Genomic DNA, 18,517 nt, shown 5'->3' on the forward strand with positions numbered 1-18,517 from the left:
CCAGCCGGGTCCAGACGTAGTGTTGCCCGGCGGTGCGAAAGGATTCCCGCGGCGCTCATGTGCCCGGCGTTGTGTCGGGTGTGGCCAAAAAGGAGGCGCCGCCCGCACCGTTGCGGTGGGGCGGCACCTTGCGTTCACAGCGATCACTTGATGGCCGCTTCGTAGCGCTTGCCGACCTCGGCCCAGTTGACGACGTTCCACCAAGCGGCGATGTAGTCCGGGCGCTTGTTCTGGTACTTCAGGTAGTACGCGTGCTCCCACACGTCCAGCCCCAGGATGGGCGTCTTGCCCTCCATCACCGGGTTGTCCTGGTTCGGGGTGCTGGTGATGGCCAGCTTGCCGTTGTCGATGACCAGCCAAGCCCAGCCGCTGCCGAACCGGCCCGCCGCGGCTTTGGAGAACTCATCCTTAAATTTCTCGAAGCTGCCGAACGTGCTGTTGATGGCGTCCGCCAGGGCGCCCGTCGGCTGCCCGCCGCCGTTCGGGCTCATGATCTGCCAGAACAGGCTGTGGTTGGCGTGCCCGCCGCCATTGTTGCGCACCGCGGTGCGGATGGACTCGGGTACACTGTCGATGTTGCGAAGCAGCTCGTCCAATGATTTCGCCTGAAGATCCGGATGACCTTCGAGCGCAGCGTTCAGGTTATTCACATATGTGCCGTGGTGACGGTCATGGTGGATGCGCATCGTCTGCTCGTCGATGTGCGGCTCCAGCGCGTTGTAATCGTAAGGAAGCGGTGGGAGCTCGTGCGCCATTGCGGATCCCTCCTATGTAATCGTGGGATTAGGTAACACATCCTCATCTTATCGCAATCGATCCGCAATTACCAGCGCGCCCGGACAAGCGGTTTCACCGTCGGCGGTGGTCGGCACCAACGGCTTCCCGGATATGGCTGAAGCCGTCGCGGGCGAGCCGCTCCGCAAGGCCGTCGACCATCTCCTGAACCAACCGGGGGCCTCGGTAGATGAATCCGGTGTACACCTGCACCAGACTGGCCCCGGCCCGGATCTTCTCATACGCGTCGTCCGCGGAGATCACACCGCCGCTGCCGATGATGGGCAGCCGTCCGCCGGTGGCCCGGTACAGCAGGCGGACCACTTCGGTCGCGCGCTGCCGCAGGGGGCGGCCGCTGAGGCCACCTGCCTCCTGTACGCCCGGCGTGGCGAGCGCGGGCCGGGTGATGGTGGTGTTGGTCGCAATCAGGCCGTCGACGCCCGACTGTGCCAGCGCGATCGCCAGACTCTGGAGGTCAGCATCCGCGAGATCCGGGGAGAGTTTGACCAAAAGCGGCGGCCGGCGCTCCGGTGGGGCGACCCGGTCTCGCGCCGCGGACACCGCCTGGACCAAGGGCAGCAGATGCTCCTGGGTTTGAAGGTCGCGCAGGCCAGGGGTGTTCGGCGAACTGACGTTGATGACGAGATAATCGGCCATCGGCGCGAACACGTTTACGAGCGCCAGGTAATCGTCGTGCGCCCGCTCGTTTGGCGTCCCTTTGTTCTTGCCCAGATTGACCCCGATGACTCCTAGGCCCGTCCAACGCCGAACCCGGCCGGCGACGGCGGTGGCTCCGTCGTTGTTGAACCCCATCCGGTTGATGAGGGCCTCGTCGGCCGGCAACCGGAACAGGCGCGGTTTCGGATTGCCTGGCTGCGGACGGGGGGTTACGGTGCCGACTTCGATGAAAGAGAATCCGCACCGAAACAGGGCGGGGATGGCGAGGGCGTTTTTGTCCAGACCGGCGGCGAGGCCGACGGGGTGGGCGAAAGAAAGGCCCCACAAGGACTGATGGAGCGACGGGTGTTCTTGCACCTTGCCGGCCGCGAGGCCTGCCGCCCACGGCGCACGGGAGAGCGCGGCCATGGTGAGGTGGTGTGCGGCTTCGGGATCGATCCGAAACAGGATTGGGCGCAACATGCGGTACACGAGCATTCCTCCGATCATGCCGCAGGCCCCGCTGGCCCGCGGTCGCTTCCTCTGGGAGTGTACCAGCTTGGCCACGCGGAGGAAAGGGAAGGCGGCTGTCCACGCCGCAGAGGGCCGGCGCGACACGCGGGAGATCTGCTTTGGAGGCGCGAATCGCTCCCATGACGCGGGTTGTGCATTGTGTCTATGTAAATTGAGTAAATTTGTCTGGTCACGAAAGTTTGACTTATCGAAATTCTGACATATAATAAGTTTGAGCCAGAAGCACCCAGGGTCTGTCTGGATTTCCAAATGGAAAGGAGAGAAGGTATGGACGATAAGTTCAAGAAGAAGCTGACCCTGCTCGACCTGACCTTCCTCGGGCTCGGGTCCATCATCGGCTCCGGCTGGTTGTTCGCGTCCATGAACGGCGCGCAGTACGCCGGGTCCATCGCCTGGTTGGCGTGGGTGGGTGGCGCCATCGCGGTCTTATTGATTGGTCTCGTCTATGGAGAATTGGCCGCTGCCCTGCCGCGCGCCGGCGGATTCGTGCGTTATCCGGAGTACACGCATGGATCGCTCGTGGGGTACATGACGGGTTTCGCCTCGTTGATGGCCTACTCGAGCGTGGCCGGCATTGAGGTCGAAGCGGTGGTCAGCCATGCGTCCTACTACGCGCCGTGGCTGATGGGAGAAAAAGGGCCCTCTCTGGCCGGCACCATCGTCGAGATCCTGCTCCTCGCCGTCTTCTTCCTGCTCAACTATTGGAGCGTCAACGTCTTCGGCAAGGTGAACACCATCGTCACCGCGTTCAAGTTCATTGTGCCGACGTGCACCGTCATCGCCCTATTGGTATATTTCAAGGGATCGAACCTGGCAGTCACCGGTGCGGCGCCGGGTGGTGCGGAGGGCGTGTTCACGGCGATCGCCGGGGGCGGGATCGTGTTCGCGTTCCTCGGTTTCCGGCAGGCGGTCGACTTTGGCGCAGAGGCGAAGAACCCGCAGCGGGACATTCCCCGGGCCATCATCATCGCCGTGTTCCTGGGGACGGCGGTGTACATCCTGCTGCAGTTGGCGTTCCTCGGCGCGGTCCCCTCGAGCGCCCTCGGCCAGGGCTGGGGCCACATCAAGGATGCCATGCCAAAGACGGTCAACTACCCGTTCGTCTGGGTGGCTTCGTCCCTGGGGCTCACATGGCTGTCGACGCTGCTGCTGATTGACGCGGTGATCTCGCCGGCCGGCACAGGGAACATCTACTTGTCAGGGACGGGGCGCGTGCTGTACGCCTGGTCCAACAACCGGCACTTCTACTCGTTCTTCTCGAAAGTGGATCCAAAGACCGGCGTCCCCCGGGCAGCCCTGTGGCTCAGTTTCATCCTCGCCATCGTGTGGATTCTGCCAGCGCAGTTTGACACCTGGAGCAAGTTGGTGGATGCGGTCACGTCGGCGACGGTCATGACGTACATGGTCGGGCCCATTTCGATGATGTCGATGCGCCGCACGCTGCCGAACATGAAGCGGCCGTTCCGTCTGCCGGGCGGCCATATCCTGGCCCCCTTGGCGTTCATCGCGGCGACGTGCATCATCTACTGGGCCGGATGGAACACCGACGAGTTCTTGATCGGTCTGACGCTCGCGTCCCTCATCCTCTACTTCGCCTTCATGGACAAGAGCGACGAGACCCGGTCGCGCATCGGCCGGGACTGGAAGGCGGGCGTGTGGCTGGTGGTGTATTACATCTTCATCCTCATCATGTCGTACATCGGCGCCTACGGTCCGATGAAGCAGCCTTGGGTCCCGGGGCCGTACTTGGACACGATAGTGGTCGTCATTGGTGCTATCCTTCTGTACTTCTGGGGCCTGAACTCCGCCCTGCCTGAGCCGTCCTTTGAGACGGATACCGCTGGAGAGGCACCGCCGGAATTCGTGCAGGCATAACGCGCGGATTGGGACGTGGAAAGTTGGCGCGTGTGCGTGATCCTTCACTGGGGGAGCCGGAGAGGGGAATCCTCTCCGGCTTCGCCCTTGTACGCCCGGCATGGGCGGTCTCTATAGGGTGAAAGTCCCGAACGGGGGTTGGCGACATACCTACCGTTAGCCAAGAGCAAGGGTGTCCATCGTGAGGTGGAATCCGAAGGAAGCTGGAGACAAACTCTCGACCCGAGGTACACGAACCGCATCTGAGGCTGTCACAGTTGGATGAGTTGACAAGGCACAACGAAGTCCGAAGTCGCCAAGGGTTGTGGCAGTAAATGCGGCGGGTGCATGAGAGGAAAGGGGCCGTTCTTATCCGGGGAGGCCTGTCCGGCACGCCGGTAGAGCCGGTAACCGCCGTCGAGAGGCGGCGCTGAACGGACAGGAGTCAGCAGAGGCCATAGTACGTGGGCGAGCGCTCGCCTGCGGAAGGGCCGAACATGAAACGAGGATGGACTACATGCGTTCATGCGACGAGCGACGACAGCAGAATACCCCGCAAGGGGCCTCCGCCCGGAAGGTAGCGGTGAAGCCGCGAGAGGCCGGGATGGGAGGGCCGAGTTCGTCGTTGGCACAAGTGCAGACCCCATCCTGCGAAGAGGGTGACTCCCTGCTGGAGAAGATGCTGGAGCGGGAGAACCTACTCCTGGCACTTCGTCGAGTCGAGGCGAACAAGGGGGCGCCAGGGGTGGATGGCGTGACGGTAGCACAACTACGGTCGTACATCCAGACCCACTGGGCTGACATCCGTCAGCAGCTGCTCGCGGGGACCTACAAACCGCAACCTGTCAGGCGGGTCGAAATTCCGAAACCCGGAGGCGGAGTGCGGGGGTTAGGCATTCCCACCGTGATCGACCGATTCATCCAGCAGGCGCTACTCCAGGTGCTGAACCCGATTTTCGACCCGGAGTTCTCCGACAACAGTTTCGGATTCCGGCCGGGGCGGAGCGCCCATGATGCGGTGCGCAGGGCACAGCAATACATTCAACAGGGTTACCGGTGGGCAGTGGACCTGGATCTGGCGAAGTTCTTCGACCGAGTGAACCACGACAAGCTCATGGCGCGTGTGGCACGGAAGGTCAAGGACAAGCGGGTGCTCAAGCTCATCCGGGCTTACCTGAACGCAGGCATCATGGCGGACGGGGTGGTCGTACGCAACGAGGAAGGGACACCGCAAGGCGGCCCCCTCAGCCCACTGCTCGCCAACATCATGCTGGACGACTTCGACAAGGAGCTGAAGAAGCGAGGACATCGGTTTGTCCGCTATGCGGACGACTGCAATGTCTACGTGAAGTCGCGCAGGGCGGGCGAGCGAGTGATGGCGTCACTGACCAGATACCTGGAGGGGACACTGAAACTGCAGGTCAACCAGGAGAAGAGTGCGGTAGACCGGCCGTGGAAACTGAAGTTCCTCGGATTCAGCTTTCTGCCCGACAAGCTGGCCACGATACGCCTGGCACCGAAGACGCTCGAACGGTTCAAAGAGCGGGTGCGCCAGATCACCAGCCGCTCACGAAGCATGCCCATCGCGGAGCGCATCAGACAATTGAACGCGTACATCATGGGATGGGTGGCGTACTACCGGCTGGCGGAGATGAAGCGGCACTGCGAACGGTTCGACGAATGGATCCGGCGCAGGCTGCGGATGTGCATTTGGAAGCAATGGAAACGGGTGCGCACGCGGTATCGGGAGCTACGCGCGTTGGGGCAACCGGAATGGGTGGTGCACATGACAGCCAATTCACGGCGAGGGCCGTGGTTCATGGCGAGGATGCTGAACCAGGCCATGGACAAAACGTACTTCGAATCAACTGGGACTGCGCAGTCTTCAGGCGAGATACCTTACACTTCGTGGTGTTTCATGAACCGCCGTATGCGGACCCGCACGTACGGTGGTGTGAGAGGACGGGGGCTAGGCGCCCCCTCCTACTCGATTGGAGGGACGAGTACGCGGTGCATCGTTGCTCACCGAATCGTTGTCACATTTGGGCAGTGTGCTCCGTCTGGATTCACGGAGGTGTCTGGCGGGAGGTGACATGACATTGGGACGGACTTCCGCGCCCGGTCCAGGCGACACCCTCGCCACCTTGGAGGCCTGGATGGCCGCGTATGGAGCAGACGTGTTGAACGTGGCGTATGCGTACGTCCGCAACTACCACCAAGCGCAGGACATCGCACAGGATGTGTTCCTGCGCGCGTTGACGAAAATGGAGTCGTTCCGGGGAGAGAGCAGCGTCAAGACCTGGCTGTTGTCCATCACGGTGAACCGATGCAAGGACTACCTTCGGTCGTGGGCGGTCCGGCACGAGGTGCAGGATGAGGAGCAGATGGCGCTTCGCGAGGCGGCCTCCGACACGGAGGCGGAGGCGGTCAACCGGCTGGAGCGGGAGCGGGTTTGGCAAGCCCTGCAACAGCTTCCGTTAAAGTATCGTGAAGTGGTGGTGTTGTACTACATGCGCGGCTTGCCGGGCCACGAGGTGGCCAGGGTGCTCGGGATATCCGAACAGAATGTGCGCACGCGTCTGCACCGCGGTCGCACAATGCTGCGCCAGATGCTCGAGGAGGAGGTGGACAGGCATGAACGACTTTGATGAGGAACTGCGGCGGCGTCTGCGCGCCTTGCCGGAGCTGCCGTTCACGCCCGAACTGGCAGATCGCATCCAGCGGGCGGCCCGTGCACCCCGGCAGCGGCGACGGGCCCGGCGTTGGTCCAGTTGGCTGGTCGGCGGATGCGGCGTCGCGGCCGCGGTGATGATGACATGGTTGGTGTGGAGCGGGATGGAGGTGGGAACGGCCTCACCAGGGCGTATCGATCGCACGCTGGCCGCTTCCAACGCTGTACCGCAAGGTTCGTCCATCGGGCTTGTGGCAGCCCCCCTCAGCGTCGGATACATCGGAGTCACCGGAACGGGATCGGGACGCCGGGATACAGTCACCGCGACACTCACGAATGTCGGCACCCAGCCCCTCAGCGCTGACGATGTGTTCGGGGTGCTGTCGTTTCAGGAGGGAGAGGACGGGGAACTGCTGTCCTCCACCCGTTGGATCACGCTGGTCGACGCGCCCGACACCCCCATTCAACCGGGGCAAACGGTGACGTGGACGTTCCGGCCCATCGGGGCGCCCGCGGACGCGAACGGAAACTTGACGCTGACGCCTCGGCTCGTATTCTTTAAGAAGGGATTAGTGCCGGCCGCGCAGGCAGACGTGGTCTGGCAGGTCCCAGGCGCTGAAGTGCAACGCGTGCGGGTGCAGTCGACCTCCGAGTGGCCGAACGGGGAATCGTTCCAGGTTGAGGCGGAACTGGTGAACACAGGTAAATTGCCGCTCTCGTTGCATAACCTGCTGGCCGTCATCTGGTTCACCCCGCGGGGGCACGCTATGGATTGGACGGCGCCCAATCCCGTGCGATTCATGGCTCAAGTGGAACCGGACCCAGCGTCGGATCGGGTGCTTGCGCCCGGCGCGTCGGCTCAGGTCGTGTTCCGGCTCATCGGACCGCCTGCGGACTACACCTCCATGGATCCGCACATCCAGTGGATTCTTCGGTGAAAGGGAGAGAGAGGTGTGACCACTCGCTTCAGCTTGGCTGAACTGGCTGAAATGATGCACACCCGCGTCGATATCATCCGGCTTGCGGTCGACACATTGGCTGCGGAGGGGAAGCTCACCGCCGAGTCCTTTGTGTTTGGGGATCGAAATTGGCGGATCGCCCCAACCGATATTAAGCGGATTCAGGATTGGATTGAGGCCAAGAAGGCCGCCGGAGCGCTGGCCGAACAACCGCCTCGCCGGAGGGTGTTGAAAAAACAGATTGTCCGCCAAACGGATGCCTGACGAACCGCGGTCCGCGCCGCGGTTCGATTTCTGAAGCGGCTGCGTTTGCGCCTGACCATGGCGTGATCTACACTGAGGACGGAATGGCTATCCCCCTGTGCAGGATTGAACATGTTGGATGGGACATGCCGGAAAGGAGTCTTGTCAACCGTGATCATTGGGGTTCCGAAAGAGCTCAAGGACAACGAGAACCGAGTGGCCATCACGCCAGCCGGGGTGCACGCCTTCGTCAGCGCTGGCCATGAGGTGCTGATTGAAACGCGCGCTGGCGAGGGCAGCGGCTTCTCGGACGCCTCCTATGAAGACGCGGGCGCGCGCATCGTGCCGGCTGCGGCGGACGTGTGGAATCACGCGGACATGGTGATGAAAGTCAAGGAGCCGTTGCCGGTGGAGTACGCGTATTTCCGGCAGGATCTCACCTTGTTCACGTATCTGCACCTGGCGCCAGAGCCGGAACTGACCAAGGCGCTCATGGACAGCGGCATGATGGCCATCGCGTATGAGACGGTGCAGCTCCCGGACGGCAGCCTGCCCCTCTTGACACCCATGAGCGAGGTGGCGGGGCGCATGTCCATCCAGATCGGTGCACACTTTTTGGAGAAGGCCCATGGCGGGCGTGGTGAGCTTTTGGGCGGAGTGCCGGGCGTGCCGCCAGCCCGGGTGGTGATCGTGGGTGGCGGGATCGTGGGAACGAACGCCGCCCGCATCGCACTGGGCATGGGTGCGCAGGTGACCATTCTCGACACGAACGTCGGCCGCCTTCGCCAGCTGCAGGACATCTTCGGAAACCAGTTGCGGACGGTGATGTCGAATGCCTACAACCTCCGGCAAGAGTTGGAGGGGTGCGACCTGTTGGTCGGGGCGGTGCTCATCCCGGGTGCGCGTGCGCCGAAGATTGTCACGGAAGAGATGGTGAAAGGGATGAATCCGGGGGCGGTCGTGGTCGACGTGGCGATTGACCAAGGGGGGTCCGTGGAGACCATCGACCGCATCACGACGCACAGCAATCCGACCTACGTGAAGCACGGCGTGGTGCATTACGCGGTCGCGAATATTCCAGGTGCGGTGCCGCGGACGTCGACGTTGGCGTTGACCAACGTCACGGTGCCGTACGCGCTGCAGTTGGCCAATCTCGGCCCGGTATCGGCGGTGCGCGCGAACGCCTCGCTGGCCAAAGGCGTTAATGTATACAAGGGCAAAGTCACGTATGAGGCCGTGGCCAGATCCCTGGGCCTTCCGTATACGCCGCTGGAAGAGGTGCTGTGATCGGTTTCTCGTCCATTCATGCCAGACCATGGTATGATGGGCGCAACTGGAGTCTGTGCAGGGGGGAGTCGGAATGAAGTGGTTGTGGTTGAGCGTGGCCGCGGCCGCCGGACTCGCGGCAGGTTGCGGGGCGGCTTCGGGCGGCCAGAGCGCTGCGCCGCCGCCCAATGCGGTGAAAGTCAACGTGGAAGCGTCCAACTGGAAGTGGACACTCGACAAAACCACGTTTAAAGCGGGACAGCCGATTGACTTCCGTGTCAAAGCCACCGAAGGCGCACACGGATTCTCCATCGCGGGGACGAACATCAACCAGACGGTGGCGCAGGGGCAGGACCCGGTGGATGTGGTCTGGACACCGGATAAACCGGGGACCTACACCATTCAGTGCGATGTCTACTGCGGGACCGGCCATGGGACGATGCACACGGAGATCACGGTCACGCCGTGACGGCGGGATGCATGGCATGAAATCGGTGAGTGGCTGAGAAGAGGCGACACGGACGAAACGGGAAAGGAGGCGTGCCGATGCAGGTGACGGAGGAGATGGTGCGCGGGGTCCTGACCGATGTGCTCGATCCGGAGATTCAAATCGACATCGTCAACCTCGGCATGGTGTACGGCGTGGACGTCTCGGAAGACGGCAAGAAGGTCACGGTCACGATGACGCTCACCACCATGGGTTGCCCGATCTTCGATGACTTGAAAGAGCAGATCATCGAGAAGGTCAAGGCCTTGCCCGGGGTGGAGGACGTGGAGGTCGTTCTGACGTTCGATCCGCCATGGGACAAAGAGATGATGTCCGAAGAGGCGAAGCTCGTATTCAAATATCTGTTCTGACGGGCGGCAGCCCGGTGTCCGCGGCAGCGCGCCAGTTGGTGCACTGCCGCGATTGCATTTTTCTTGCGGTGTGATAAGCTTAGGAAAGAAAACATGACTCATTGAGTCAACATTGAATCAGACCACACGCGGGAAAGGTTGGTACGGTATGGCTGGTCCGTTGTTTCATATTGAAGATCTACGGGTGAGCGTCGAAGACAAAGAGATCGTCCGCGGTTTGAACTTGACCCTGAAAGGCGGCGAGATTCACGCCATCATGGGTCCGAACGGAACGGGGAAGAGCACGTTGGCGTCCGCGCTGATGGGCCACCCGGCGTACGAGGTCACCGGCGGCAAGGTCACCCTCGACGGTGAGGACGTCCTCGAGATGTCGGTGGATGAGCGGGCCCGCAAGGGCATGTTCCTCGCGATGCAGTATCCGGCCGAGGTACCTGGTGTGTCCAACGCAAACTTCATCCGCACCGCGTTGAACGCGCGGCTCGGAGAGGGAAACGAGATCCCCGTGATGAAGTTCCACCGCGAGTTGCAGGCGCAGATGAAACGGCTCAACATCGATCCGGTCTTCGCCGAACGCTACCTGAACGAAGGGTTCTCCGGCGGTGAGAAGAAGCGCAACGAGATCCTGCAGATGGTCATGCTGAAGCCGCGCGTCGTCATTTTGGACGAGATTGACTCCGGCCTGGACATCGACGCGCTCAAGATCGTCGCGGAAGCCGTCAACTCCATGCGTTCACCGGAGGTGGCATTCCTCATCATCACGCATTACCAGCGCTTGTTGCAGTACATCGTGCCGGATTTTGTGCATGTGATGATGCAGGGCCGCATCGTCCGTTCCGGCGGCCGCGAACTGGCGGAACGTCTCGAGGCAGAGGGATACGACTGGCTGAAACATGAACTGGGCATCGAAGACGAGACCGTCGGAGTGCAGGCGTAAGGGGGGGCGAGCGATGGCGGAACAGACGACCACAATCGTCTCGGTGACGGCGGAAGAACTCTCCGGCCGGTACGCGGAACCCGATTGGTTGCGCAAGATGCGCGCCGGCGCTTGGGAGGCCTTCCAGGCGGCTCCGTCTCCGAAGTTGGAGAAGACGGATCTGCGGGACCGGAGCTGGGATATCGGTCCGTACCCGGACGAGGCGGGAAGCCCTTCGGAAGAAGCGGCGGCCTTCGTCGGCCAGCTCGCCGGCCAGGCGTATGTGCATGTGCGCAACGGTCTGGCGGTCGCCGTCCAGCTCCCGGAGGAGCTGGCAGCCCAGGGCGTTGTGATGACCGACCTGCACACCGCGGTGCGCGATCACGCGGAACTGGTGAAGGTCCACCTCGGCACGGTGGTCAAGCCGGATGAGAGCAAGTGGGCGGCTTTGAATGCGGCCTTGTGGCACGGCGGCATCTTTGTGTATGTGCCGCGGGGCGTGGTGGTGGACACGCCGGTTCACTTTGTCTACGAGGAGACGGGACAGGCCGCTGGCGGTGCGCCGCGCGCCCTCGTCATCGCCGATGAACACAGCGTGTTGTCCTACGTGGAGGCGTTTCTGACCGCCGGCTCGCAGCCGGACAAGGTACACACCGGCGTCACCGAGGTGATTGCCAAGGCTGGAGCGAAAGTGACGGCGGCGGTGGCCGGCGGGTATCGCAAGGGACCGACGAACTTCTCCGTGCGGCGGGCACACGTGGGCAACGATGCGTCGGTGGATTGGGTGTTCGCGGACATCGGCGACGGGTTTTCCGTGGTGTTGTTGGAGAGCGATCTGGCGGGCGACGGATCGGAATCGACCGTCAAAGGCATCGGCATCGGCACGGGCCGGCAGCATCTGGATCTGACGGCGAGCGTTCTGCACCACGGCCGGTACTCGACGAGCGACATCCAGCTGCACGGTGCCATGAAGGATCGGGCCAACGCGATATACCGCAGTTCAACGCACATTTACAAGGGTTCGGTCGGCGCGGGAAGCGAGCAGCACGACCGGATGTTGATGCTCGACAAACGGGCGCGCGCCGACGCCATTCCGATGCTGCTCATCGACGAGAACGATGTCCAGCGCTGCGGCCATGCGGCGAGCGTGGGACGAATTGACCAGAACCAGGTGTACTACTTGATGTCCCGCGGCATCCCCCGTTCAGAGGCGACGAAGATGATCATCTGGGGGTACCTGGAGCCCACGGTGCAGAGCATACCGTCCGAGGTGGTTCGAACGCACCTGGTGCGCCGCATCAACAGGGAGTTGGAAGCATGAACGCGGAAGAGATTCGCAAGGATTTTCCCATCCTGCAGCAGGAAGTCAACGGTCATCCGTTGGTCTATCTGGACAGCGCCGCCACGTCCCAGAAGCCGCGGCCGGTCATTGAGACGCTGCGCCGCTACTACGAATTGGACAACGCCAACGTCCACCGGGGCGTGCATACGCTTGGATCGCGCGCCACGGAAGCGTATGAGTTGGCGCGCGAAAAGGTGGCGCGATTCATTCACGCGCCCAGCCCGGAACAGGTGGTGTTCACGCGCGGGACGACCGAGTCGCTGAACATGGTGGCGTACGGGTATGCGCGCCTGAAGCTGAAGGAAGGGGACGAGATCGTCCTCACGCCGGCGGAGCACCACAGCAACCTCATCCCGTGGCAACAGGTGGCGCGCTTCACGGGGGCCAAACTCAAGTACATCCCTCTGCAGCCAGACGGTACCATCCGATTGGAGGATGTGCGGGCGACCATCGGCCCCAACACGCGGTTGGTGGCCATCGCCCAAGTGTCGAATGTGCTGGGGACCATCCACCCCATTCGGGAGATCGCAGCCATCGCTCATGCGAATGGCGCCGTCCTCGTGGTCGACGGGGCCCAGAGTGTTCCGCACATGCCGGTGGATGTGCAGGATTTGGACTGTGACTTTCTGGCCTTCTCCGGACACAAGATGTGCGGCCCGACGGGCATCGGGGTGCTGTACGGCAAGCGGAAGCTGTTGGAGGAGATGGAGCCGACATACTTTGGCGGCGAGATGATTGATGTCGTCGAGCTGTACCAGGCGACGTGGAAGGAGCCGCCCTGGAAGTTCGAGGGCGGTACGCCGATCATCGCCGGCGCCATCGGCCTTGGAGCAGCGGTGGATTACCTGACGGCCATCGGCATGGAGGAGATCCGGGCCCACGACCGTCAATTGGCGGAGTACGCGTTGGAGAAACTGAGTGCCATCCCGGACATCGAGGTCTACGGGCCGCGCCAGGGGACGGATCGCGGCGGCTTGGTGACCTTCAACCTGAAGGGTGTCCACCCCCACGATGTCTCCACGGTGCTGGACGCCGAGGGCATCGCCATCCGGGCGGGCCATCACTGTGCCCAGCCGCTGATGCGCTGGCTGAACGTCGCCGCCACCGCGAGGGCGAGCTTCTATCTGTACAACACGGAGGCGGACATCGATCGGCTCGCCTCGGCGTTGCAGACGGCAAAGGAGTTTTTCCAACATGCAATTGGATGATCTGTACCGGCAAGTCATCATGGACCATTATCAGCGACCCCGAAACATGGGGGATCTGGAACGGGGGACGGTCACCGTCGATCTGCGCAATCCGAGTTGCGGAGACGAGATCCGCCTGCAACTGTTGGTCGAGGACGGCATCGTGAAGGACGTGCGCTTCCGCGGTGCCGGTTGTTCCATCTCGATGTCTTCCGCGTCCATGATGACCGAGGCCATCAAAGGCAAGCCGGTTGCGGAAGCCCTCCGCCTGTCGCGCACGTTCCGTGCGATGGTGCGGGGGGAGGACGTGGACAGGACGGATTTGGGAGACCTGGAGGCACTGCAAGGCGTGTCGAAATTTCCCGCGCGCGTCAAGTGCGCGACGCTGGCTTGGCAGGCGCTCGAACGGGCCGTCGCCAGCGAGGACGACGGCGCGGCGAACTGAATCCGCGCCTGCCATGGAGCAGCGGGATCGATCAGAACCCAAACGGAAGGGATTAAGGAGGGAAAGACGATGGCGAAAGTGCTGCCCGAACTGGAGGAGTACCAATACGGTTTTCGCGACCGGGACATCTCCGTGGTGAAGTTCCAGAAGGGACTCTCGCGCAAGGTCGTCGAGGAAATCTCGATGATGAAAAACGAACCCGGGTGGATGACCGACTTCCGCCTGCGCGCACTCGACATCTTTTACCAGAAGCCGATGCCGAGCTGGGGTGCCGACCTGAGTGAACTGGACTTCGACGACATCACGTATTATGTGAAGCCGACGGAGAAGAAGGGCAAGTCCTGGGAAGAGGTGCCCCAGGAGATCAAGAACACCTTCGATCGCCTTGGCATTCCGGAAGCGGAGCAAAAGTTCCTGGCCGGCGTATCCGCGCAGTACGAATCCGAAGTGGTCTACCACTCGATGCGCACGGACTTCGAAAAACTGGGCATCCTGTTTACGGATACGGATACGGCGCTGCGCGAGTATCCGGAGATCTTCAAGGAGTACTTCGGCACCGTGATCCCGCCGGAGGACAACAAGTTTGCGGCGCTCAACAGCGCGGTGTGGTCGGGTGGCAGTTTCATCTACGTCCCCAAAGGTGTCAAGTGCGAGGTGCCGCTGCAGGCGTATTTCCGCATCAACTCGGAGAACATGGGCCAGTTCGAGCGTACCCTCATCATCGCCGATGAGGACAGCTTCGTGCACTACGTGGAGGGTTGCACGGCGCCGATCTACAGCAGCAACTCGCTGCACAGTGCCGTGGTGGAGATCATCGTCAAGGACCGGGCACGCGTGCGTTACACCACCATCCAAAACTGGGCGCCGAACATCTATAATCTGGTCACGAAGCGCGCCGTGGCGTACAAGGACGCGACCATGGAGTGGGTCGACGGCAACATCGGCTCGAAGGTGACGATGAAGTACCCGAGCGTGTACCTGATGGGCGAGGGCGCGAAGGGGATGGTGCTGTCGATCGCGGTGGCCGGCCGCAACCAGCACCAGGACACGGGGGCGAAGATGGTGCACATGGCGCCGAATACCACGTCCACCATCGTCTCCAAGTCCATCAGCAAGCACGGCGGCAAGACCACCTATCGCGGCCTGGCGAGCTTCGGGCCGAACGCCGTAGCCGCGAAGGCGAATGTCAAGTGTGACACCCTGATCCTCGACGACGACTCGACGTCCGACACCATCCCGTACAACGAGATCCGCAACGACGACGTCACCCTCGAGCACGAGGCGAGCGTGTCGAAGGTCAGCGAAGAGCAGCTGTTCTATCTCATGAGCCGCGGCATCTCCGAAGAGGACGCGACGCGCATGATCGTCATGGGCTTCATCGAGCCGTTCACGCGGGAGCTGCCGATGGAGTACGCGGTGGAGATGAACCGGCTGATCAAGTTTGAGATGGAAGGTTCCATCGGTTGACAGAGGTGTGTGCATGGCGTGGGTGAGCGTGGCCCGGGTGGACGAGGTGCCCCCCGGGCACATGATCAAGGTGACCGTCGACGGGGACGACCTCGCGGTGTACCATACAGATGAAGGGTTCTTCGCGACATCGGACGTGTGCACGCACGCAACGGCGTCACTGTCCAGCGGCAAACTGAACGGGTGCATCGTCACCTGCCCCAAGCACGGGGGCAAGTTCGATGTCCGAACGGGGGCTGCGGTGGCGTTGCCGTGCGTGTTCCCAGTCGAGACGTATCCGGTCGAGGTGCGCGGCGAGGAGATCTGGCTGGACGTGTGACGGGCGCAGGGCGGCCGCTCGGCGGCCGCTGCCAATGCCGTTTGTTGGAGGTATGGCCGTGAAAGTGTCGAGACGGACGGAGTACGGCCTGCGAGCGATGGTGGCGTTGGCGGAGTTGGCGGGGGATCGCCGCCCCGTGTCTTTGCCCACCATCGCGGAGATGGAAGGGATCCCGGAACAGTTTTTGGACCAGATTGTCGTCAAGTTGCGCAAGGCGGGATTCGTGAAAAGCGTGCGGGGGGTCAACGGCGGATACCTGTTGGCTAGACCGGCGGAGGAGATCTCCGTGGGTGCGCTGGTGCGTCTGTTGGAGGGCTCACTGGCGCCGATTGAATGCATCGGGGAAGGCGTCACCGATCCGGGGGCGGTCTGCGGCCGCGCTCGCGGTTGTCATACGCGAAGCGTATGGCTGCGCGTGATGGAGGCGCTGACGGAGGCCTTGGATTCGATCACGCTGGCCGACGTGATGCGGGATGAGGTCACCCTGCACGAAGCATCCCGCTGACTGGGTGCGGAAAAAACCTGGATGAGACGGAGGCATCCGCTCATCCAGGTTTTTTCTTATGCACTCTGGTGTGGGTCAGTTGGCGTCGAAGCCGAGATCGATCTTGGGCAGTTCCTGAATCCGCTGCACCGCCAGGCTTCGCTGCCGGCACGCGGCCACATAGTCCCGGTACACCGCCATCAGTTGCGGGTGTTGCCGAAGCAACTGGTCATCCAATCGCACGTGGTGCTCGTCGTGATCGTAAGAAATGTGGTAACTGGGGTTGTAGCCCAGGTCCCGTAACGTGTTCAACAATCGGGACAACAGTTCATTCACACGGTGATGCGCGCGACTCCACTCCTCGGACGACTGCATAAGGTCCATCCCATTTCCCCCTTCCGTTTTTCAGAGCGCGGGTGTGGGCCTGCCCGTTCGTTGTGGTGCTGCGCGAAATTTGAAACCAGTCCTGCTTCCATAGTATAATCCTTCATGTGCATCATCGCCAGTCACAGCCAAAGTGAACCAGATACAGGTAAGCAGGAGGAGGGAGCCCAATGCCACTGGTAGGTCAGCCAGCACCTGATTTTGACATGCTGAGCACAAAGAACATGAAGACGTTGGACGAGCATGTCCGCCTGTCCGATTACCGCGGCAAATGGTTGGTCATGTTCTTCTATCCGGCCGACTTCACCTTCGTCTGCCCGACGGAGATCATCGCGATGAATGATCGCCTGCAGGAGTTCAAGGACCTGGATGCGGAAGTCCTCGGCGTCAGCTGCGACTCCGTCCACAGCCACAAGGCGTGGATCAACACGCCGCGATCCGAGAATGGTCTCGGTGGGCTCGATTATCCGCTGGCCGCGGACTTCACCAAGGAGGTCGCGCGCAAGTACGACGTCCTCGTGGAAGAGACTGGGCAAGCCCTTCGCGGCCTGTTCATCATCGATCCGGAGGGTATCCTGCGTTACCAGGTCGTGCACGATATGAACATCGGCCGCAGCGTGGACGAGACCCTGCGGGTGTTGGAGGCGCTTCAGGCGGGCGGGCTGTGCCCGGCCAACTGGAAGCCTGGGGACAAACTGTTGGAGGTTTGAGCCGGTTTGGCCTTGCGTCCGGTGGTGTGCGATGCGGACATGGCCGGCGCGATCGCCTGTGGAGGCGCGAATCCGAGTGGGTTCGCGCCTTCTTTTCAACGGCAGGAACTCGGACCGCATGCGATGTTTTGAGGATCAACTCAGGAGGGATACGACATGCCGATGCGTTTGGGAACCCCGATGCCGAGCCTGGAAGGCGCAACGGAGTGGTGGCACACCGACGGGGCGGCGCCGAAGCTGGAACCGGGGAAGGTGACCCTGGTGCATTTTTGGGCCGTCTCGTGCCACATCTGCCACGAGACGATGAACGACGTGATGGCCATCAAGGAGAAGTATGAATCGGAAGGGCTTCAGGTGGTGGCGTTCCACATGCCCCGCTACGAGGAGGATGCGGACGCCGACCGGGTCAAGAAGGATGTCGAGACCTACCACATGACGCAGCCGATTGGGCTCGATCACCTGCACAAGGTGGCAAACGCGTTCCAAAACGAGTACGTGCCGGCGTTCTTCGTCTTCGGCCGGGACGGAAATCTCGCCTTTCGCGCTGCGGGCGACAAGGGGTTCCAGAAGGTGGAGCCCAAGATCCGCGAGGCGCTGGGCCTTCCACCCGAGGCGTGACCCGGCGCGGTATCCTTCGGGGCTACCCTTTATCCCCCACGGTTCGGCGGATGTGCCGCGGAGCGGCTCGCGTCAGCGCAGGAGCGGAGCGGCACATTCGCTGAACCGTTTCATTGACAGCGTCTTGTTTTTCTCGTACAATGGCCTCGTATAAATGAATGAGAATTCATTCATCAGGAGGGGCAGGATATCGCAAATCGCCGCGATGAATCCAAGTATGACGCGATTCTGGCGGCCGCCGTCCAGGTCATGGCTGAGCAAGGCTATCACAATGCGCAGATCTCCAGGATTGCGCGCACCGCGGGCGTGGCGGACGGCACGGTGTACCTGTACTTCAAGAACAAGGAGGACATCCTGATCTCCTTGCTGCGCCAAGCCATCGGGCGCATCGTCGAGAAACTGAAGGAGCGGATGGACGGGGTGGAACGCGCGGAAGATCAATTGCGCGTCCTCGTTCGCCTGTATCTGGAGGAGCTCGGCGGCCACCCGCAGATGGCGATGGTGACGCAGGTGCATCTGCGCCAGGTGGATGCGAACATTCGGCGGCAGATCGGCGACATCATGAAACCGTTTTATCAAACGCTCGACGACGTGATCGCACTCGGGATGCGCCAAGGGGTGTTCCGCGAGAACGTCAATCCCCGCATCGCGCGGCGTCTGATCTTCGGGACGTTGGATGAAACGGTCACGGCTTGGGTGTTGCCCGGCGGAAAGTATGACCTGGCGAGTTTGGCGGACGACGTGGTGGACGTGCTGCTGCACGGATTGTCCCGAGTGCCCGACGGCATTCCCTCCGCTGAGTCGATGGACCACCGGCCAGGTTGAGGAGAGG

Annotated in this window: 20 protein-coding genes and 1 pseudogene; 18 read left to right on the forward strand and 3 right to left on the reverse strand. The window is 62.2% G+C overall.

All coding sequences use genetic code 11. The features are described from left to right. Window positions 1-143: 143 nt before the first annotated feature. Together N687_RS0117810 and N687_RS0117815 are read right to left on the reverse strand one after the other, a co-directional pair. Window positions 144-755 carry a superoxide dismutase gene (locus N687_RS0117810; RefSeq protein WP_029423151.1) on the reverse strand — a complete coding sequence of 204 codons (612 nt, stop codon included), beginning with the start codon at window positions 753-755 and terminating at the stop codon, window positions 144-146. Window positions 756-849: 94 nt separating this feature from the next. Further along, a complete protein-coding gene (locus N687_RS0117815) occupies window positions 850-1,929 on the reverse strand; it encodes a quinone-dependent dihydroorotate dehydrogenase (RefSeq protein WP_197029380.1) in 1,080 nt (359 codons plus the stop codon). Window positions 1,930-2,232: 303 nt separating this feature from the next. Here N687_RS0117815 and N687_RS0117820 point away from each other — a divergent pair, with 303 nt between their 5' ends. The 15 genes and pseudogenes from N687_RS0117820 to N687_RS0117890 all read left to right on the forward strand — a co-directional run bounded on the left by N687_RS0117820 (window position 2,233) and on the right by N687_RS0117890 (window position 15,994). Further along, the gene (locus N687_RS0117820; protein ID WP_029423153.1) at window positions 2,233-3,840 is read left to right on the forward strand and encodes an APC family permease; all 1,608 of its coding nucleotides are present in this window, start codon (window positions 2,233-2,235) and stop codon (window positions 3,838-3,840) included. Window positions 3,841-4,336: 496 nt separating this feature from the next. Continuing rightward, a pseudogene (gene ltrA, locus N687_RS21500) lies at window positions 4,337-5,741 on the forward strand (group II intron reverse transcriptase/maturase). Between the two features lie 177 nt (window positions 5,742-5,918). Beyond that, window positions 5,919-6,467, forward strand: a complete 549-nt coding sequence (locus N687_RS0117830) for a sigma-70 family RNA polymerase sigma factor (RefSeq protein WP_231493528.1) — start codon at window positions 5,919-5,921, stop codon at window positions 6,465-6,467. Continuing rightward, window positions 6,454-7,428 carry a hypothetical protein gene (locus N687_RS0117835; protein WP_029423155.1) on the forward strand — a complete coding sequence of 325 codons (975 nt, stop codon included), beginning with the start codon at window positions 6,454-6,456 and terminating at the stop codon, window positions 7,426-7,428. The genes N687_RS0117830 and N687_RS0117835 overlap by 14 nt, the downstream gene beginning before the upstream one ends. 15 nt (window positions 7,429-7,443) lie before the next feature. Then, window positions 7,444-7,713 (forward strand): hypothetical protein, encoded by a 270-nt coding sequence (locus tag N687_RS0117840; protein WP_029423156.1) that lies wholly within the window; start codon window positions 7,444-7,446, stop codon window positions 7,711-7,713. Window positions 7,714-7,863: 150 nt separating this feature from the next. Then, a complete protein-coding gene (gene ald / locus N687_RS0117845; protein ID WP_029423157.1) occupies window positions 7,864-8,979 on the forward strand; it encodes an alanine dehydrogenase in 1,116 nt (371 codons plus the stop codon). A gap of 73 nt (window positions 8,980-9,052) precedes the next feature. Beyond that, the gene (locus N687_RS0117850; RefSeq protein WP_051663428.1) at window positions 9,053-9,427 is read left to right on the forward strand and encodes a cupredoxin domain-containing protein; all 375 of its coding nucleotides are present in this window, start codon (window positions 9,053-9,055) and stop codon (window positions 9,425-9,427) included. A 77-nt stretch (window positions 9,428-9,504) separates the two neighbouring features. Beyond that, window positions 9,505-9,816 (forward strand): metal-sulfur cluster assembly factor, encoded by a 312-nt coding sequence (locus N687_RS0117855; RefSeq protein ID WP_029423159.1) that lies wholly within the window; start codon window positions 9,505-9,507, stop codon window positions 9,814-9,816. A gap of 148 nt (window positions 9,817-9,964) precedes the next feature. Next, the gene (gene sufC, locus N687_RS0117860; RefSeq protein ID WP_029423160.1) at window positions 9,965-10,750 is read left to right on the forward strand and encodes a Fe-S cluster assembly ATPase SufC; all 786 of its coding nucleotides are present in this window, start codon (window positions 9,965-9,967) and stop codon (window positions 10,748-10,750) included. A 13-nt stretch (window positions 10,751-10,763) separates the two neighbouring features. After that, window positions 10,764-12,050 carry a SufB/SufD family protein gene (locus N687_RS0117865; RefSeq protein WP_029423161.1) on the forward strand — a complete coding sequence of 429 codons (1,287 nt, stop codon included), beginning with the start codon at window positions 10,764-10,766 and terminating at the stop codon, window positions 12,048-12,050. Continuing rightward, on the forward strand, window positions 12,047-13,279 hold the full coding sequence (locus N687_RS0117870) for a cysteine desulfurase (RefSeq protein WP_029423162.1): 1,233 nt from the start codon (window positions 12,047-12,049) through the stop codon (window positions 13,277-13,279). Before N687_RS0117865 ends, N687_RS0117870 begins: the two co-directional genes overlap by 4 nt. Further along, the gene (gene sufU, locus N687_RS0117875) at window positions 13,266-13,703 is read left to right on the forward strand and encodes a Fe-S cluster assembly sulfur transfer protein SufU (protein ID WP_029423163.1); all 438 of its coding nucleotides are present in this window, start codon (window positions 13,266-13,268) and stop codon (window positions 13,701-13,703) included. Before N687_RS0117870 ends, sufU begins: the two co-directional genes overlap by 14 nt. Before the next feature lie 69 nt (window positions 13,704-13,772). After that, a complete protein-coding gene (gene sufB, locus N687_RS0117880; RefSeq protein WP_029423164.1) occupies window positions 13,773-15,170 on the forward strand; it encodes a Fe-S cluster assembly protein SufB in 1,398 nt (465 codons plus the stop codon). Window positions 15,171-15,183: 13 nt separating this feature from the next. Beyond that, complete coding sequence (locus tag N687_RS0117885; protein WP_029423165.1) at window positions 15,184-15,489, forward strand: non-heme iron oxygenase ferredoxin subunit; 306 nt, start codon at window positions 15,184-15,186, stop codon at window positions 15,487-15,489. Between the two features lie 58 nt (window positions 15,490-15,547). Continuing rightward, on the forward strand, window positions 15,548-15,994 hold the full coding sequence (locus N687_RS0117890; protein ID WP_029423166.1) for an RrF2 family transcriptional regulator: 447 nt from the start codon (window positions 15,548-15,550) through the stop codon (window positions 15,992-15,994). Between the two features lie 75 nt (window positions 15,995-16,069). Here the strand turns inward: N687_RS0117890 and N687_RS0117895 are convergent, their stop codons facing one another. Continuing rightward, entirely contained in the window at window positions 16,070-16,357 is a 288-nt protein-coding gene (locus N687_RS0117895) for a hypothetical protein (RefSeq protein WP_029423167.1), read from the reverse strand. Between the two features lie 170 nt (window positions 16,358-16,527). Here N687_RS0117895 and N687_RS0117900 point away from each other — a divergent pair, with 170 nt between their 5' ends. The 3 genes from N687_RS0117900 (at window position 16,528) to N687_RS0117920 (ending at window position 18,510) form a co-directional block, all read left to right on the forward strand. Then, window positions 16,528-17,067, forward strand: coding sequence for a peroxiredoxin (locus tag N687_RS0117900; RefSeq protein WP_029423168.1), 540 nt, complete (start codon window positions 16,528-16,530; stop codon window positions 17,065-17,067). A 156-nt stretch (window positions 17,068-17,223) separates the two neighbouring features. Further along, window positions 17,224-17,685: a TlpA family protein disulfide reductase gene (locus tag N687_RS0117910; RefSeq protein ID WP_051663429.1), complete on the forward strand. Its 462-nt coding sequence runs from the start codon at window positions 17,224-17,226 to the stop codon at window positions 17,683-17,685. A gap of 228 nt (window positions 17,686-17,913) precedes the next feature. Next, on the forward strand, window positions 17,914-18,510 hold the full coding sequence (locus N687_RS0117920) for a TetR/AcrR family transcriptional regulator (protein ID WP_269320522.1): 597 nt from the start codon (window positions 17,914-17,916) through the stop codon (window positions 18,508-18,510). Window positions 18,511-18,517 lie beyond the last annotated feature (7 nt).

The sequence above is a fragment of the Alicyclobacillus macrosporangiidus CPP55 genome (assembly GCF_000702485.1).
Lineage (GTDB): Bacteria > Bacillota > Bacilli > Alicyclobacillales > Alicyclobacillaceae > Alicyclobacillus_H > Alicyclobacillus_H macrosporangiidus_B.

What these genes read in the sequence shown, in the direction of transcription:
- sufC (WP_029423160.1), top strand. Translation starts at nt 9,965, where the DNA reads ATGGCTGGTCCGTTGTTTCATATTGAAGATCTACGGGTGAGCGTCGAA.
- N687_RS0117855 (WP_029423159.1), top strand. Translation starts at nt 9,505, where the DNA reads ATGCAGGTGACGGAGGAGATGGTGCGCGGGGTCCTGACCGATGTGCTC.
- N687_RS0117895 (WP_029423167.1), bottom strand. Translation starts at nt 16,357, where the DNA reads ATGGACCTTATGCAGTCGTCCGAGGAGTGGAGTCGCGCGCATCACCGT.
- N687_RS0117910 (WP_051663429.1), top strand. Translation starts at nt 17,224, where the DNA reads ATGCCGATGCGTTTGGGAACCCCGATGCCGAGCCTGGAAGGCGCAACG.
- sufU (WP_029423163.1), top strand. Translation starts at nt 13,266, where the DNA reads ATGCAATTGGATGATCTGTACCGGCAAGTCATCATGGACCATTATCAG.
- N687_RS0117835 (WP_029423155.1), top strand. Translation starts at nt 6,454, where the DNA reads ATGAACGACTTTGATGAGGAACTGCGGCGGCGTCTGCGCGCCTTGCCG.
- sufB (WP_029423164.1), top strand. Translation starts at nt 13,773, where the DNA reads ATGGCGAAAGTGCTGCCCGAACTGGAGGAGTACCAATACGGTTTTCGC.
- N687_RS0117870 (WP_029423162.1), top strand. Translation starts at nt 12,047, where the DNA reads ATGAACGCGGAAGAGATTCGCAAGGATTTTCCCATCCTGCAGCAGGAA.
- N687_RS0117885 (WP_029423165.1), top strand. Translation starts at nt 15,184, where the DNA reads ATGGCGTGGGTGAGCGTGGCCCGGGTGGACGAGGTGCCCCCCGGGCAC.
- N687_RS0117865 (WP_029423161.1), top strand. Translation starts at nt 10,764, where the DNA reads ATGGCGGAACAGACGACCACAATCGTCTCGGTGACGGCGGAAGAACTC.
- N687_RS0117850 (WP_051663428.1), top strand. Translation starts at nt 9,053, where the DNA reads ATGAAGTGGTTGTGGTTGAGCGTGGCCGCGGCCGCCGGACTCGCGGCA.
- N687_RS0117810 (WP_029423151.1), bottom strand. Translation starts at nt 755, where the DNA reads ATGGCGCACGAGCTCCCACCGCTTCCTTACGATTACAACGCGCTGGAG.
- N687_RS0117815 (WP_197029380.1), bottom strand. Translation starts at nt 1,929, where the DNA reads ATGCTCGTGTACCGCATGTTGCGCCCAATCCTGTTTCGGATCGATCCC.
- N687_RS0117820 (WP_029423153.1), top strand. Translation starts at nt 2,233, where the DNA reads ATGGACGATAAGTTCAAGAAGAAGCTGACCCTGCTCGACCTGACCTTC.
- N687_RS0117900 (WP_029423168.1), top strand. Translation starts at nt 16,528, where the DNA reads ATGCCACTGGTAGGTCAGCCAGCACCTGATTTTGACATGCTGAGCACA.